Source organism: Klebsiella sp. CN_Kp100 (assembly GCF_040065315.1).
Lineage (GTDB): Bacteria > Pseudomonadota > Gammaproteobacteria > Enterobacterales > Enterobacteriaceae > Klebsiella > Klebsiella oxytoca.
This window is the reverse complement of record NZ_JBEAIJ010000058.1, coordinates 217,468-231,207: the sequence shown is the minus strand read 5'-3', so window position 1 is coordinate 231,207 and position 13,740 is coordinate 217,468. Positions and strand designations below refer to the sequence as shown.

The 13,740-nt window shown below is 51.2% G+C and carries 13 protein-coding genes; 6 read left to right on the top strand and 7 right to left on the bottom strand.

Annotated features, from left to right (window positions below; all coding sequences use genetic code 11):
- Nucleotides 1-10 precede the first annotated feature (10 nt).
- The 3 genes from ABLV12_RS25590 to ABLV12_RS25580 all read left to right on the top strand — a co-directional run bounded on the left by ABLV12_RS25590 (nucleotide 11) and on the right by ABLV12_RS25580 (nucleotide 2,922).
- Entirely contained in the window at nucleotides 11-967 is a 957-nt protein-coding gene (locus ABLV12_RS25590; RefSeq protein ID WP_017145830.1) for an ABC transporter substrate-binding protein, read from the top strand.
- Nucleotides 964-1,971, top strand: a complete 1,008-nt coding sequence (locus ABLV12_RS25585) for an iron ABC transporter permease (RefSeq protein WP_064395902.1) — start codon at nucleotides 964-966, stop codon at nucleotides 1,969-1,971. Before ABLV12_RS25590 ends, ABLV12_RS25585 begins: the two co-directional genes overlap by 4 nt.
- Nucleotides 1,972-2,415: 444 nt before the next feature.
- Nucleotides 2,416-2,922 carry a hypothetical protein gene (locus ABLV12_RS25580; protein ID WP_064395903.1) on the top strand — a complete coding sequence of 169 codons (507 nt, stop codon included), beginning with the start codon at nucleotides 2,416-2,418 and terminating at the stop codon, nucleotides 2,920-2,922.
- A 140-nt stretch (nucleotides 2,923-3,062) separates the two neighbouring features.
- Here the strand turns inward: ABLV12_RS25580 and ABLV12_RS25575 are convergent, their stop codons facing one another.
- Nucleotides 3,063-3,785: a methyltransferase domain-containing protein gene (locus ABLV12_RS25575; protein WP_016807433.1), complete on the bottom strand. Its 723-nt coding sequence runs from the start codon at nucleotides 3,783-3,785 to the stop codon at nucleotides 3,063-3,065.
- A gap of 561 nt (nucleotides 3,786-4,346) precedes the next feature.
- Between ABLV12_RS25575 and ompC the strand changes: the two genes are divergently transcribed.
- On the top strand, nucleotides 4,347-5,432 hold the full coding sequence (ompC, locus tag ABLV12_RS25570; RefSeq protein WP_017145831.1) for a porin OmpC: 1,086 nt from the start codon (nucleotides 4,347-4,349) through the stop codon (nucleotides 5,430-5,432).
- 129 nt (nucleotides 5,433-5,561) lie between these two features.
- Here the strand turns inward: ompC and ABLV12_RS25565 are convergent, their stop codons facing one another.
- From ABLV12_RS25565 to ABLV12_RS25540, 6 genes are all read right to left on the bottom strand, one after another.
- Nucleotides 5,562-6,824 (bottom strand): PTS transporter subunit IIC, encoded by a 1,263-nt coding sequence (locus ABLV12_RS25565; protein ID WP_004113196.1) that lies wholly within the window; start codon nucleotides 6,822-6,824, stop codon nucleotides 5,562-5,564.
- A gap of 89 nt (nucleotides 6,825-6,913) precedes the next feature.
- The gene (locus ABLV12_RS25560; protein ID WP_064344369.1) at nucleotides 6,914-7,909 is read right to left on the bottom strand and encodes a 2-hydroxyacid dehydrogenase; all 996 of its coding nucleotides are present in this window, start codon (nucleotides 7,907-7,909) and stop codon (nucleotides 6,914-6,916) included.
- Between the two features lie 16 nt (nucleotides 7,910-7,925).
- The gene (locus tag ABLV12_RS25555) at nucleotides 7,926-8,687 is read right to left on the bottom strand and encodes an SDR family oxidoreductase (RefSeq protein ID WP_004102236.1); all 762 of its coding nucleotides are present in this window, start codon (nucleotides 8,685-8,687) and stop codon (nucleotides 7,926-7,928) included.
- 11 nt (nucleotides 8,688-8,698) lie between these two features.
- Nucleotides 8,699-10,237 carry an FGGY-family carbohydrate kinase gene (locus ABLV12_RS25550; RefSeq protein ID WP_064395906.1) on the bottom strand — a complete coding sequence of 513 codons (1,539 nt, stop codon included), beginning with the start codon at nucleotides 10,235-10,237 and terminating at the stop codon, nucleotides 8,699-8,701.
- A gap of 20 nt (nucleotides 10,238-10,257) precedes the next feature.
- The gene (locus ABLV12_RS25545) at nucleotides 10,258-10,809 is read right to left on the bottom strand and encodes a glycerol-3-phosphate responsive antiterminator (protein ID WP_004102232.1); all 552 of its coding nucleotides are present in this window, start codon (nucleotides 10,807-10,809) and stop codon (nucleotides 10,258-10,260) included.
- Between the two features lie 14 nt (nucleotides 10,810-10,823).
- Nucleotides 10,824-11,615 carry a phospho-2-dehydro-3-deoxyheptonate aldolase gene (locus tag ABLV12_RS25540; RefSeq protein WP_004102230.1) on the bottom strand — a complete coding sequence of 264 codons (792 nt, stop codon included), beginning with the start codon at nucleotides 11,613-11,615 and terminating at the stop codon, nucleotides 10,824-10,826.
- 809 nt (nucleotides 11,616-12,424) lie between these two features.
- Here ABLV12_RS25540 and ABLV12_RS25535 point away from each other — a divergent pair.
- Together ABLV12_RS25535 and ABLV12_RS25530 are read left to right on the top strand one after the other, a co-directional pair.
- Nucleotides 12,425-13,012, top strand: coding sequence for a common pilus major fimbrillin subunit EcpA (locus ABLV12_RS25535; protein WP_004113189.1), 588 nt, complete (start codon nucleotides 12,425-12,427; stop codon nucleotides 13,010-13,012).
- Nucleotides 13,013-13,061: 49 nt separating this feature from the next.
- Nucleotides 13,062-13,739, top strand: coding sequence for a hypothetical protein (locus ABLV12_RS25530; protein WP_004102226.1), 678 nt, complete (start codon nucleotides 13,062-13,064; stop codon nucleotides 13,737-13,739).
- The last annotated feature ends 1 nt before the right edge of the window (nucleotide 13,740 follow it).

The window sequence follows — 13,740 nt, the reverse complement described above, 5'->3', positions numbered from 1 at the left end:
ATGACGAAGAATGAATAAATGGCTTGCCGGCATGATGGCGGTTTTTTCTATTACAGCGGCGAACGCAGGAGATTTTCCTGTCACCATTGAGAGTTGCGGAACGCCCGTAACCTTTACCCAGGCGCCGAAAAGGGCGGTCATACACGATCTAAATATGTCTGAAATGGCTTTTGCTCTCGGTTTACAGGACCGTATCGTGGGTTTAACCGGGATTAGCGGATGGTACAAAATGACGCCGCAATTTAAACAGCAGATGGGGGCGATTCCTGAGCTGGCGCCGAAGTATCCCTCGCTGGAAACGCTGCTGGCGGCTAATCCGGACTTCTTTTTCGCGGGCTGGAATTACGGCATGAAAGTGGGCGGAGAAGTCACCCCTTCCGTGCTGGCTAAATACGGTATCAAGACCTTTGTTCTGAGTGAGAGCTGCGTGTTTACCGCTAAGGACAAACGAAAAGCCAGCATGGACCTGCTGTATAACGATGAGCTGACGCTGGGCAAAATTTTCGGCAAACAGCGGGAAGCGCAGGCGCTGGTCGACGGCTGGAAAAAAACGCTCAATGCGCTGCCCAGGCCGCCGCAGGGCGTGCAGCCGTTGAAGGTGTTTGTTTATGATTCCGGCGAAGACAAGCCCTTTACCAGCGGGCGCTATGCTATGCCGACCGCGATTATCGAAGCAGCCGGAGGTCAAAACGTCATGGATGGCCTCGAAATAAGCTGGGGCACCACCTCATGGGAAAGCGTCGCGACGGCGGAACCCGACTTTATTATTCTTCTCGACTATCAGACCGGCAGCGGCGCCGACGCGCTGCGCCGCTTCCTCGAAAATCATCCGTTAATGAAGCAGACCCCGGCGGTGAAACATCAGCGTTATTTGAAGCTGCAGTATGCTGAACTGACGCCCGGTCCGGCGAATATTAAAGCGGCCGAAAAGCTGGCCCATGCGATGTATCCAGCGGCTAACCAATGAGTTCAACGCCATATCGTTACTACTGGGCCGCGTGGGGCGCGCTACCGGTGTTAGCCGGGTTGATGCTGCTCAGCGTGGCGAAAGGCAGCGTACCGCTATCGATGACGCAGGTTCTGGGGGCTTTACGGCTGCTTGATGTGCCAGTTTCGGACATGATGGCCCGTATCGTCATTGATTTGCGCGTGCCGCGAACGCTGCTGTCGGTGCTGACCGGGGCGGTGCTGGCGATGGTAGGCGGCCTTTTACAGACCACCACGCGCAACGATCTGGCCGATCCTTTTCTGTTCGGGCTCTCCTCCGGGGCATCGGCGGGGGCGGTGCTGGTGATTACCCGGTTCGGCGAGCGGCTAGGGGTGCTGACGCTGCCGGCGTCGGCATTCGTCGGCGGGATCTGCTCTGCGGTGGCGGTGATGCTGCTGTTTCATTTTAAAAAGCAGCGCGGCGCCGAGCATTTAGTCATTTGCGGGCTGGCTATCTCCTTTTTATTCGGCGCGCTGACCAGCTATCTGATTTTCTCCGGCGACCAGCGGGCCGCCAGTTCAGTGCTGTTCTGGTCGCTGGGCGGCCTCGGCCTGGCGCGGTGGGATAATTTACCTTATGCCGTATTCAGTCTGCTATTTCTCTGCGCTTTTATCCTGTTACGCTGGCGATCGCTGGATGGCCTGTTGGCCGGAGAACAGACCGCGCAGTCGCTGGGCATCAACGTCAGCCGCCTGCGGATGGAGGTGTTTTTCTGCTGCGCGCTGGCGACATCGCTGCTGGTGGCCTTAACCGGAGTGATCGGCTTTATCGGGCTGATGGTGCCGCATATGTGCCGCTACTTTTCCGGGGTTAAGCATCTGCGGTTGCTGCCTTTATGCGGCGTGTGGGGAGCTGTACTGCTGTGCGGCGGCGATATTGTCAGCAGGACGCTGCTGGCCCCGCAGGAGCTGCCTATTGGGATCATTACGGCCGGCATCGGCGGACTGTTTATTATTATTCTGCTGGCCCGGAGCCGGGCATAATCTTTATCAGCGCCGGGCCGCAAGCCCGGCATTTTCATCTGCTGCCACCTAAACGAATGGCAAACAAACCCTCAGAAGTTCGATCTCGCCGTCACGTCGCGGTACGTGCAACACCTTGGTAACCGAATTTATCTGTTTATAAAGCGTTTTCTCCAATGTAATTGTTTGAATATATTCTGCATGGCAGAATGTTGTCCTGTTCATTTCTTCGCAACTGACGTTTAATGAGAAAAATCCTAAAGAAAAGGGAGGTATGGTTGCCGTCGTCGGGGGCGCGAAATGTCGACAGGGTAAATTTTACGGGGATTTATCTGAAATTTGCTCGTCTGGACAATAAATATTAATCAAACCTATAATTCACCCGCTTCACTCATGGGTATATTCCCATGGCGCGTATTATACGCATTTCAATAAAGGATGATTGCACTTTCGTGAGGGAACGGAATGTTAACTATTTTCAGCCATAATCATTTTTTTAAAAGAGCCATGCGTCTGAAAATAAATGATATAAAAGCGGTCAGAAAGGCGAATCTCGTCGATCTGTGCTTAACCAGATACTCATCCAGCAGCCATGCGCAGTTTCATTTTTTGATAAATAGCTTTGAAATGAAAAAGAATTTTGTGTGTTTCAAGGTGGAAGGCAATATCATTTGCTTGATCAACAAGAGGCGCACCGCGCACATCGCCAGTATTATCGCCAGAGTCACTGACGGTATCCCTGTCGGTGAGGACATCACCCTAACGGAAAGAGAATTCCAGTATATTTTTATTATGAAATTTAACGTGCTGGCAAAAGACTATCCGGAACTGCTCGGCATCTCACCTAAAGCCTACAGCAACTATAAAAGAAGATTAATTGATAAATTCGGTTTTAACTCATTTCATGCGCTGTTGGCGCTGTCTAATTATTTACACGCTTTTTCGCTGATTGATAAATTCACCCCAGACTAATTGCCCGCGATGATACTGCGCGCAGGCTAATCTTGTTAATTACCGTCAACCTCCTGGTTTCAGTGCGCCGTTCTATCACCGTGCCATCGCTTCCGGCGCCCACTCTCCGGCTGGGCGAGCGTCGATGGCAGGCTACAGGTTTATTTGTTTACCCGGCCAATGATTTGCATAAAGCGCAGCTGCTGACCCAGCTCATCACTTCTCATGGCGGCATCGGTAGCGGCAAAATCATTATCGCACTTTTGCCACTCTAGCCACGCCTGACGGCCGGATGCCATATGACGGCAGTGATTGACCGCAAGATGCTGGCTCCCGGACCAGATTGCGCGCCAGCGGTCGGTGGTAAAAAGGGCGATGCCGCTAGCAATGAGCGCATGGATTTCAGGTCGCGTTTCAGCATCGCTGCTGCGCAGACCCGGGATGACAATAGCCACCGTTCCGCCGCCTTTGACATAAGGCGCAATGCGCTGGTCAAAGAACAGGGCATCGCGGGCAAAATAGTGCCAGGCATTGATACTGACCACGGCATCAAAGGCGTCGCGGGCAAAAATACCCAGTCCCGGCAGGGTGCTGATATCAAGATTGATCGGGGTGATTTTATTGTCCATGCCCGCTGCCGCAAAACGCCGGGCGTTATCGTCGGCGCGAACCCACAGATCCGCCGCGACCACCTCCACGCCGAATTCCGTCGCCAGATACATCGAAGATAACCCTGTCCCACAGCCCAGATCGAGAATACGCATTCCAGGCCACAGTTCCAGGGAGCGGCTAAGCTCTTCAACCAGCCTTAATACATTTGGCCCCATCATATTTTGATTAACATACGTCTGCGGGCAATTCGCCGGACTAAATTTATTCATCATCACCTTCATCCCTTGAAAATAGAGTCGTTGCTATCCGTTTCACACAATTTCTAAACAAATCTTAAACCGCCGGGCTATAATGAATGTGGATTTTGTAAAGAACTTTCAATAACGCCAGGGCTTATCTTGATACTGGAATTAATTCTGAATGCGAAAATCAGAATATACCTTTGAAAACACGATCTGGCGAATCAGGATGTTTATGATTAAGGATTTTCTGATGAAATAATTATTCATAACATTATGATTTAAATGGTTTTTAACAAATTGAAATCTTTAATTCTTCTTATCATTAGAATTTCCCTATGAGAAATTATTTATTTTGGTTAAATCTGCTGATTCCAGGGGTTGTACAAGGTGTGATTTAGAATAATTGCGGGCTCAGAACGGGGTTAATTGATGTGTGTCAATTAACAACCACCGTTTTCGTCACAGTTATTGTATTTGGTATAAAAATTCGGAACTTTTAATTTCAAGTCTCTTTGCGAATTATCGCATAATGGTCTCGCTCAGAAGGTATCTGAGATTTGATATTCTATTAATAGTTAGGGACGAAATAATATGAAATTAAAATTACTAACAGTGGCCGTCTCTACACTTCTTGCTGCAGGAACCGTGCAGGCAGCTGAGGTGTATAACAAGGACGGAAACAAACTCGACCTCTATGGGAAAGTGACCGGCCTGCATTATTTCTCCAGCGATAAGTCAGAAGATGGCGATCAGACCTATGCCCGTCTGGGCTTCAAAGGTGAAACGCAGATCAACGACCAGCTGATCGGCTACGGCCAGTGGGAATATAACTTCAGCGCCAATAACGTTGAAGGCGACAACTCCGGCGACAAAACGCGCCTTGCGTTTGCTGGCCTGAAGTTTGGCGAATTTGGTTCTCTGGACTACGGTCGTAACTACGGCGTTGCCTATGATATCGGCGCCTGGACCGATATGCTGCCGGAGTTCGGCGGTGATACCTGGACCCAGACCGACGTCTTCGCCACCGCGCGTACCACCGGCGTTGCCACTTACCGTAACAACGGTTTCTTCGGTCTGGTTGACGGTCTGAATATCGCCGTACAGTACCAGGGTAAAGAAGAGGGCAACGACCGCGATCTGGCGAAACAACATGGCGACGGCTGGGGTATGGCCTCGACCTATGAGTACGAAGGATTTAGCGCAGGTGCGGCCTACGCGGCATCCGATCGTACCGATGCGCAGGTCAGGGAAGGTCGCGTCAATCCAGACTTCTACGCCCGTGGCGAAAAAGCGGAAGTGTGGGCGGCCGGTCTGAAGTACGATGCCAATAACATCTACCTGGCGACCACCTATGCGGAAACCCGCAACATGACTAAGTTCGGTAAAGGCTATATCGCCAACACCGCGCAGAACTTTGAAGTGGTTGCTCAGTATCAGTTTGATTTCGGCCTGCGTCCGTCCATCGCCTACCTGAAATCAAAAGGCAAAGATCTGGGCCGCTATGGCGACCAGGATCTGGTTGAATACGTTGATGTAGGCGCGACTTACTACTTCAACAAGAACATGTCTACCTACGTGGACTATAAAATCAACCTGCTGGATGACACCAGGTTCACTAAAGATGCCAGCATCAGCACCGATAACATCGTTGCCGTGGGCATAACTTACCAGTTCTAAAATTCAGCCTTTTATCAGCCATGCCTGCCAGCTTACCCTCCTGGCAGGCATTTTTTATGGTGGCGAGCGGGCGATAATAAAAAGCCCGGCGCCGTTTCCCGCGCCGGGCAGAGTGAGAAGAGAGGGAATTTACGGCGCGGTAGTGAAAAACTCGCCGAATTTCACCGCCAGCCAGCCCACCGGCGTGGTGGCTCCGCCAACGATATTGGTAATTTCCGCCATCCCCTCCGGCACAGGAATATTAGAGTTGACCGCCGCCTGGGTGTATTCCCGCGAAATATCCGTTCCGACGTACAAAATGCAGGTGACCACCAGCGTGCCGGTGATAAACATGCGGAACATATTACGTTTGCAAAACGGCGTTACCATCGCCAGCAGGAACATCAGGGAGGCCAGATCGACAAACGGCAGCACGCGGTTGCCTGGCAGAATAATCGCCAGCACCACCGCCATAGGGATCAGCAGCAGGCCGGTTGCCAGCACCGAAGGTTCGCCAATAAGCAGTGCGGTATCCATGCCGATATAGAAGTCGCGGTTGGGGAATTTCGCCTTCAGCTTCGCTTCCGCGGCATCGCGCACGATCAGCAGGCCCTGCACTAAAATTTCGATCATTTTCGGTAGCAGCAGCATGGCGGCGGAAACTTTAATCGCCAGCGATACCGCCGCCGAGACATCGTACCCGGCCAGGAAGGCCAGCAGCAGCCCCAGCACGAAGCCCAGAGTGAGTGGCTCCCCGAAGACGCCGAATTTTTTATTAATGCTTTCCGGGTCGAAATTAATTTTATTGATCAGCGGGATCTTATCAATAATATAGTTACAGGCAATACCAAACGGCACGTAGGTTATACAGGTAAGATGGGGAAATGATATCCCTTGCAGATTATAGTTTTTTTGCAGATAGGGTGCGGTTAAATCCGCCGCCAGTAGCGTTAAGATAAATATGCCGAAAGTAATGCCGACGGAGAGCCAGTAGTTACCGGTACCGGCATAGACGACTGAACCCATAATGAGGAAAATCCAGTAGTTAAATATATCGATATTTACCGTTTTGGTTAATTTCAGCAGCAGCATGGCAATATTGATAACGATAAATCCCACCACAACCGGCAGCATCAGCGGCGAGCCCCAGCCGATAGTCGAGGCGGTCGGCCAGCCGGTATCGACCACCGTCAGGTGCAGGCCGATACGCTCTACCATGGCCTGCGATGCCGGCCCGAGGTTGGTTAATAGCAGGCCGATCACCAGTCCCACCCCTTCAAAGCCGATGCCTACCAGCATCCCGGCTTTAAATGCGGTGCCGATTTTAACCCCAAAGCACAGTGCGATAATAAAGAATATTACTGGCATCATCACTGATGCCCCCAGGCTAATAATGCTGTTGATAATATCCATAATATTTCCTTAAAAGGCGGCCGAATTGGGCGCGAGCGAACCCGTGCCCAATGGGCCGTAGCAAAAACCTTAAGCGGCTCTTTTAATATTTAACCGAGTTGCTTCAGCAATATTTCTGAAAAAATCTTCGGCGAATTGCTGAAGGCATCAATGGTACTGCCGGCAATATGCGGCGTTATCGTGACGTTATTCAGCGAATAAAACGCGCTATCGTCCGGCAGCGGCTCGTCATCAAAAGTGTCGAGGGCAGCGCCCATGATTTTACCCGCCCGAAGCGCGGCGATCAGATCGCCTTCATTAATTAATCCGGAGCGCGCCGTGTTGACGATGATGGCGCTCTCCTTCATTAATTCAAAATGATGGGCGTTGATCAGGTTTTCCGTTTCCGGGGTCATACGGGCATGCAGCGAAATCACATCCGCACGGCGCACCAGTTCGTCGAGAGTATCCACCTTTTCATAACTTTCATGGCCGGGGACGTACTTATCGTAAAAGATAATCTCGCTGCCGAAACCGCGCAGGAAGCCAGCCACCAGCTGCGCGATATGCCCCAGCCCGACCAGACCTACCACTTTGCCGCCCAGTTCAGGAATGGCCCGGTGGTTAGGACTCTCTTTGCGCCAGAACTTATCGCGCAGCGCATCGTGTGAGCGGGCGATATTGCGCATTTCCGCCAGAATCATCCCGACGGTAAATTCCGCCACGCTGCGGGCGTTACGCCCCGGCGTGTTCATCACCTCAATTCCGCGCGCTTTTGCCTCCGCCTGATTAACGTTTTCAATGCCGCCGCGCAGCACCCCGACGTATTTAAGCTTTGGCAGCTTGTCGAATACCGCCGCGTTAACCGGGGCGAACTGGACTATCAGGATCTCCGTCTCCTCAGCACCCTGAAGCAGAGCGGCAGGCAGCGCCAGCGCCTCAGAACCTTGCTGTTCAACCAGTAAATTATCCTCCTGCAGTTTTTCAATTGACTCGTGCGACCATTCGCGTACTTCAACTGCAATACCTTTATCTTTGAGCGCTTTCAGACCCGCGTCCATCATCGCTGCATTGATAAACAGATCGGCAATTGCCAGACATTTCATAATCATTCTCCATAAATTAACGCATCAACATACCGCCGGTGACATCCAGAGTCGCTCCCGTCATATAGCGGGTTTTCGGTGAGACCATGAAGACGCCGATGTCGGCAATTTCGTGCGGTTGGGCCACCCGGCCTACCGGTATACGGCTGACGTAATAGTCAGGATTCTGTTCAATGTTTTTACGGATCATCGCGGTATCCATGATGCCGACGGCGATGTTGTTGACATTGATTTTCTGCTTCGCCACCTCGCGCGCCAGCGAGATTGAGAAGGCCACCAGACCCGCCTTACTGGCCGCGTAATGAGCATGACCGGTGGTTGAACCGTGGAAGGCCGCCTGAGAAGTGATATTCAGAATACTGCCGGCCTGATCTTTCGCCAGGCAGTGGTTGACAAACAGCTGGCTCAGGTGGAACACCGCCTTCAGGTTGACGTTCATCACGCTATCCCACTCCTGCTGGGTGATTTCAGTGACGTAACCGCTCAGCCAGATCCCGGCGTTATTGACCAGAATATCGGCGTTCCCCAGGCGTTCGAGGCAGGTCGCGAAAAGATTCTCCCGGCTATGCTCGTCGGAAAGATCGGTTTTCACCGCAATAATTTCGACGCTGGCGCTACTTTTTACCGTAGCGATCAGCTGTTCCGGGCGCTCCTCATCACGCATATAGGTGAAGCAGATGTTGACCCCTTCTCGGGCGAGTGAAAGGACAAACTCTTTGCCGAGGCCCGTAGCGCCTCCGGTAACGATAGCCGTGCGGTGGTGTAAATTCAGATCCATACTTTCCTCACTTAATGCGTGATGTAGTTACTGCAGCTTTTCCACGGAGACTGCATTTCCGATAGCAGGTTTTTGTAAAGCTGATACTTATCCTGATAGACCTTGTTGCTGTCCGGGTCCGGTGTAACCGTTCGCGAAACGTGAACCATCTCATTTGAGGCGGCAAAGACGTCATCAAACCAGCCAACCATTACTGCGGCGGTCATCGCGGTGCCCAGCGTGCCGTGCTCTTTCACGTCGACAATCTCCAGGGTGGACTGGAAAATGTCGGCGAATATCTGCAGCCAGACCGCTGAGTTAGTCACGCCGCCCGCAATCCGAATGGTGCGGCTGAGCTGCGGGTTAATATTGCGCAACCGTTCGGTGTGATACAGGTGGCTGAAAGCAACCCCTTCATATATCGCGCGTAAAAAATGCGCTTTTTTGTGGAAACTATTCAGGCCGATAAACCCCGCAGAGGCATCCGGGATGGTGTTGGAACCGAAGACAAACGGGAAGAACAGCAGGTGGCTCTCCGCGGGCGTGGTTGTGGAGACCAGCTCATTGCACAGATCGTAGACTGACGATCCCTGCGCAGCGGCGGCGGTGCGATCGCTCTCCATAAAGTTATTGATAAACCACTCCAGATTACTGGCGGAGGTGGGGCTTGCCTCGGTAATCAACCATTTGCCCTCAATCGGATAAATCGAGGTCATAAAGAGATCCTGGTCAATAACCGGATGGTCGGTCACGTATTCGTTAATGCTCCATGTTCCGGTAATAATTGCCAGCTTATCCAGGGTATTGATACCGGATGCGACAGATGACGCCGAGATATCAAACACCCCGCCCGAGACCGGCGTTCCGGCACACAAACCGGTGAGATGCGCGACGTCATCGGTAATGTAACCGCAGCAATCGGTGGAGAGCTTGATGGGCGGAAGCTTATCGCGCAGATCGCCGAGTCCCCACCAGGCCAGCAGCGAGGCGTCATAGTCGCGGTCGCGAACGTTGATCAGGTTGGTTCCTGAGATATCGGTAAGTTCGAGAAAAGCTTCGCCGGTCAGATAAAAACGAATCAGATCTTTGACCATGAAAATGTAGCGCGCTTTACATAGCGTTTCAGGCTCGTTCTCTTTCAGCCAGGCGAGGAGGGCGACGGGCTGCCCGGCCCAGATAGACTGCATAGTTTTGGGCAAAATATCGCTAACAAACGTCGGGTCGCGGTACCACTTTTCTACCCAGGCCTTAGCCCGGCTATCGGTGGAGATAATTCCGTTGCGCACCGGGGCACCGGTTTCGTCCACCATATAAAGCCCGTTGCCGTGACCGGTTACCGCCACGCCTTTGATTTGGCTGGCGTCGATACCCGACTGCGCGATGGCTTTTTTAATGACTTCGACGTTAGCCGCCCAGAGTTCGTTGATATCCCGCTCGGTATGAAATTCCTTCGGGGTCAGCATTTGCGTTGATTTCGACGCGCTGGCCACCACGTTGCCGGCGCGATCGTAAATCGCCGCTTTTGTAACGGTGCCGCCGTTATCAATGCCCATGACATAGTGTTGTTTCATTCGCGTGGACTCCTTATGAGTTACCATAAACCGGGTTCGCTGGTGGTAATGCCTTTAAATCCGGCATGGAAAATTTTATCTACAAGGTATTTCCGCTTAACAAAGCCTCCGGCGATGAATATCACATCAAAGCCTTTTAAATTCCGGCTAATCAATTCCAGACACTGGCAGGCATATTCAGCAGGTAAGATTTCAATAGCATCTGGCGGGTTATGCTTAACAATATCGATGGAGTGATCCAGCGAGCGCGAGTCGATGAGCAGTACCCGAAAGATAGTTAACAATCCCTCTTTTTTGGCATAGCGTAGGGCCGAGAGATTGGACGAAATAACACCATCAACCTTGTAGTAATTTTTGAGCAAACTAATACCCGCCTGGTCAGGTTTAAAACCACCCAGTAGCTCGAGGTGAATAAGCACTTTCTTGCCACTCTGATGACATTTACCGATCAACGATTGCAGATTGCCAATATTCGCTTCGGATAACAGTACGTATTCTGATGCGCAGGCCAGCGCCTGTTCAAAATGTTTATATTTTCTGATTGAAGGAATGATGGTGTTATTTAAGAGCATATTAATATCCGATGTTATTTAGCCATATAGAGGCTGTAGGCATCTTCCGCTGTCGCATTTTCATGGATGATGGCATTCAGACCTGCTACTACTTTTGCCGGCTGTGGGTCCTGAGTGATATTGCGACCCACCGCCACGCCTTTTGCACCAACCTGCATGCAGTGATGAACAAATTTAAAATAACCGTCAATCCCGGTTTTCGGCCCGCCCAGCGCCAGCACCGGCACGCCGGCCGCTTCGACGATAAGCCGGTCGTCCTCGGTGCCGGTGAAGCGGGTTTTGATCACGTCAGCCCCCAGTTCAACGGCAATGCGGGCAGAGGCGGCGATAACGGCCGGATTGTTGGAGTCGTCGCTAGTGACGGGATAGCCGTACGGCAGGGATTCCACGATCAGCGGTACGTTCCAGCGGTCGGCGGCCTGCGCCAGCTGCATCGCCATGATATGCGTTTTCTCCTCATTGAACGCGCCGGGAAAAGTCATGCACACCACGCCTTCCGCCGCCACTTTCAGCGCGTCCTCAATGGAAAATACGGGGGTGGTATCGGGAACGGTATTGTCAAAAATACTCACTGTGCTATCGACGCGTAATACAACGGGGACGCAATTGAAAACTTCACGGAAATTTTTCAACATGCCCCAGGTCACCAGCGCGCAGTCCAGACCGCTGTCGACGAGGGCCGGGAGCTGGTTTATCGTATTATCAATACCATTAGTTTTGGTCGAAAAATAGTAGCCATCCAGCGCCAGAGTGACTGATTTACCATCTTTTGCGAAAATGCGAGAGAGACGACGTTCTTTAGACATTTTTGACTCCTGAGATAGAAAAAAAACAAAAAGGCCCTCAGAGACTTTCGTCTCTGAGGGCCTTCGATTCACTTACCCTTTTGATAATCGTTCAGCTACCCAAACCATTATCAATTAATTTTTCCAGCCTTACGGGTGGGGTTTAAATGGTGTTTAATTTAAATCCGTTCCCTTGCTTGAATTAATTACTAGCATGTCTGAGTTCTTTCTGTCTAGCCATTGTTGATAAACTGAGATGCCTGTCACAAATCCGGGTTGAGTTTAAACTTATCGGTACTGGCGAATGGGTTGTTGTACTGTTCTTCGCCAGCGATATTTATGATGAGAGCCTGCTGGAGGAAACTTTCAGGGGATATATTTACACCGGGAAATGTTTACCTGATTCATCATTCGGCTATTCCTTCATTTTTTTCTACTGAACTCAGATTGAAAACGATCCCTGTGCGCTGTTTCTGTTGGTCGACGCCGTGTTTTATCCTGGGGTCTGCGATGATTCGCCAATGGTCAGGAGAAAAGTCTTAAACAGATTATTTTAAAACCACGGCAGATCATCCTCTCAGTTGCCTTTTACTGAATGTAATGACGATTATTCTTATTTTTGACAGCAATAGACAGCTGCCTGTCGGGAATTTATACTTCGCCGCATTGAAATTTCAATATACATTTAGCTCAGCGTTTGTCGAATGTCTTCAGCGCTGCAGCGTCGTTTTAATAGCCCGTTATTAATCTTATTTTGCTCTCGGGGCAAAATATCTCTGTGGCGGCAACGCCAAAGCACTACATCTGGAAATGTTTATTAAGGATATATAATGAAAAAGTCTCTTCTGGCAGCATGCGCGACGTCCATTCTTTTTTGCTCCGGCGCCATGGCTGCGGACGTAACGGCTTCCGCAACGGCAAGCTGGGATGCTTCTGCAACAAAAGATACCACCAGCCTGTTGGTCGTTACGCCGCTGCGTTCCGTCTCTTTTGAATATGCCGAAGGTCTGAAAGCGTTTAATTCACAGGATGGGGCGTTTGATATTACCATTCAGGGGCAGGAGAACGCGTCCGATTTCGTTTTAACCTCTCAACTGGTGACCAACACCCTGACCCGCGCTACGGATAACTCAACGCTGGAAATTGGCGTGGCATGGAACGGTGAGAAGCTGTCCAAATCCACGCCGGTGAAAATGATGGATATTAACAATAATATTACCGCAGGCCTGGAAGCGCTGATCGCGGGATATGCTGATAAAGATAACCGCACCAGCACGCAGAGCGCCTTCCTGTTTACCGTCGATTCCGCTACCTCAAATGGTACCACCGCGACGCCTTTCGCTTCCCTTGCCGACGGCTACTGGAGCGGCGATGTGAAGGTGCAGTTTACCGCCGAGTGGACGCTGTCTCAGAGCTAATATCGCCTTTCAATATGCCAATAAGGAGGGGTCGCCCTCCTTTATTTTAATGATGAAAAAATTATACCCATTTTTATTTCTGCCGCTGTTAATCAGCGCTAGCGCGGCGGCGATTGGCGTTGGGGAAGTAACCTCCATTATGTTCGCCAATGACCAGATGCTGGCGAAAGAGATCGATAACGCCAGCGATTCGGCGCGATTTGTTAGCGTCAGCGCCCACCGCCTCTCTACGCCGATGGCAGGGGGCAAAATTATTCCGATGGAACAGCCCGGCGAGTTGCTTTCTACCCCGGCAAACGTAATTCTTCCCGCCGGCGCCAGAGAACATTTCCGCTTTATTTATCATGGTCCTGAAGATGATAAAGAGCGCTATTACCGGCTGTCGTGGCTGGATGAACCGGTGAGCGATCATCAGGCCAGCAGTAATTCACGTCACGGTATGGCGACAACCTCAGCGCAAATTAACACCATTCTGGTGGTGGCGCCGCGCAAGGCGAAATTTAACTATCAGCATCGCGGCGATACGGTGACGAATACCGGCAATGTGACCTTCCGGGTTATTTCCTATGGGCCCTGTAAAGATCCTGAAAAAAACAAAGGCGAGGGCTGCCGTGAACGTTATTACGTGATGCCCGGACTTAGCGCAAAAATAACGCATACGCAGGTCGCGAATAAACAGACGCGAATCGGTATCTGGCACGAAGGTAAATATATTCACGTCAAATAGA

What these genes read in the sequence shown, in the direction of transcription:
- ABLV12_RS25575 (WP_016807433.1), bottom strand. Translation starts at nt 3,785, where the DNA reads ATGATGAATAAATTTAGTCCGGCGAATTGCCCGCAGACGTATGTTAAT.
- ABLV12_RS25565 (WP_004113196.1), bottom strand. Translation starts at nt 6,824, where the DNA reads ATGGATATTATCAACAGCATTATTAGCCTGGGGGCATCAGTGATGATG.
- ABLV12_RS25555 (WP_004102236.1), bottom strand. Translation starts at nt 8,687, where the DNA reads ATGGATCTGAATTTACACCACCGCACGGCTATCGTTACCGGAGGCGCT.
- ABLV12_RS25545 (WP_004102232.1), bottom strand. Translation starts at nt 10,809, where the DNA reads ATGCTCTTAAATAACACCATCATTCCTTCAATCAGAAAATATAAACAT.
- ABLV12_RS25590 (WP_017145830.1), top strand. Translation starts at nt 11, where the DNA reads ATGAATAAATGGCTTGCCGGCATGATGGCGGTTTTTTCTATTACAGCG.
- ABLV12_RS25535 (WP_004113189.1), top strand. Translation starts at nt 12,425, where the DNA reads ATGAAAAAGTCTCTTCTGGCAGCATGCGCGACGTCCATTCTTTTTTGC.
- ABLV12_RS25580 (WP_064395903.1), top strand. Translation starts at nt 2,416, where the DNA reads ATGTTAACTATTTTCAGCCATAATCATTTTTTTAAAAGAGCCATGCGT.
- ABLV12_RS25550 (WP_064395906.1), bottom strand. Translation starts at nt 10,237, where the DNA reads ATGAAACAACACTATGTCATGGGCATTGATAACGGCGGCACCGTTACA.
- ompC (WP_017145831.1), top strand. Translation starts at nt 4,347, where the DNA reads ATGAAATTAAAATTACTAACAGTGGCCGTCTCTACACTTCTTGCTGCA.
- ABLV12_RS25540 (WP_004102230.1), bottom strand. Translation starts at nt 11,615, where the DNA reads ATGTCTAAAGAACGTCGTCTCTCTCGCATTTTCGCAAAAGATGGTAAA.
- ABLV12_RS25560 (WP_064344369.1), bottom strand. Translation starts at nt 7,909, where the DNA reads ATGAAATGTCTGGCAATTGCCGATCTGTTTATCAATGCAGCGATGATG.
- ABLV12_RS25585 (WP_064395902.1), top strand. Translation starts at nt 964, where the DNA reads ATGAGTTCAACGCCATATCGTTACTACTGGGCCGCGTGGGGCGCGCTA.
- ABLV12_RS25530 (WP_004102226.1), top strand. Translation starts at nt 13,062, where the DNA reads ATGATGAAAAAATTATACCCATTTTTATTTCTGCCGCTGTTAATCAGC.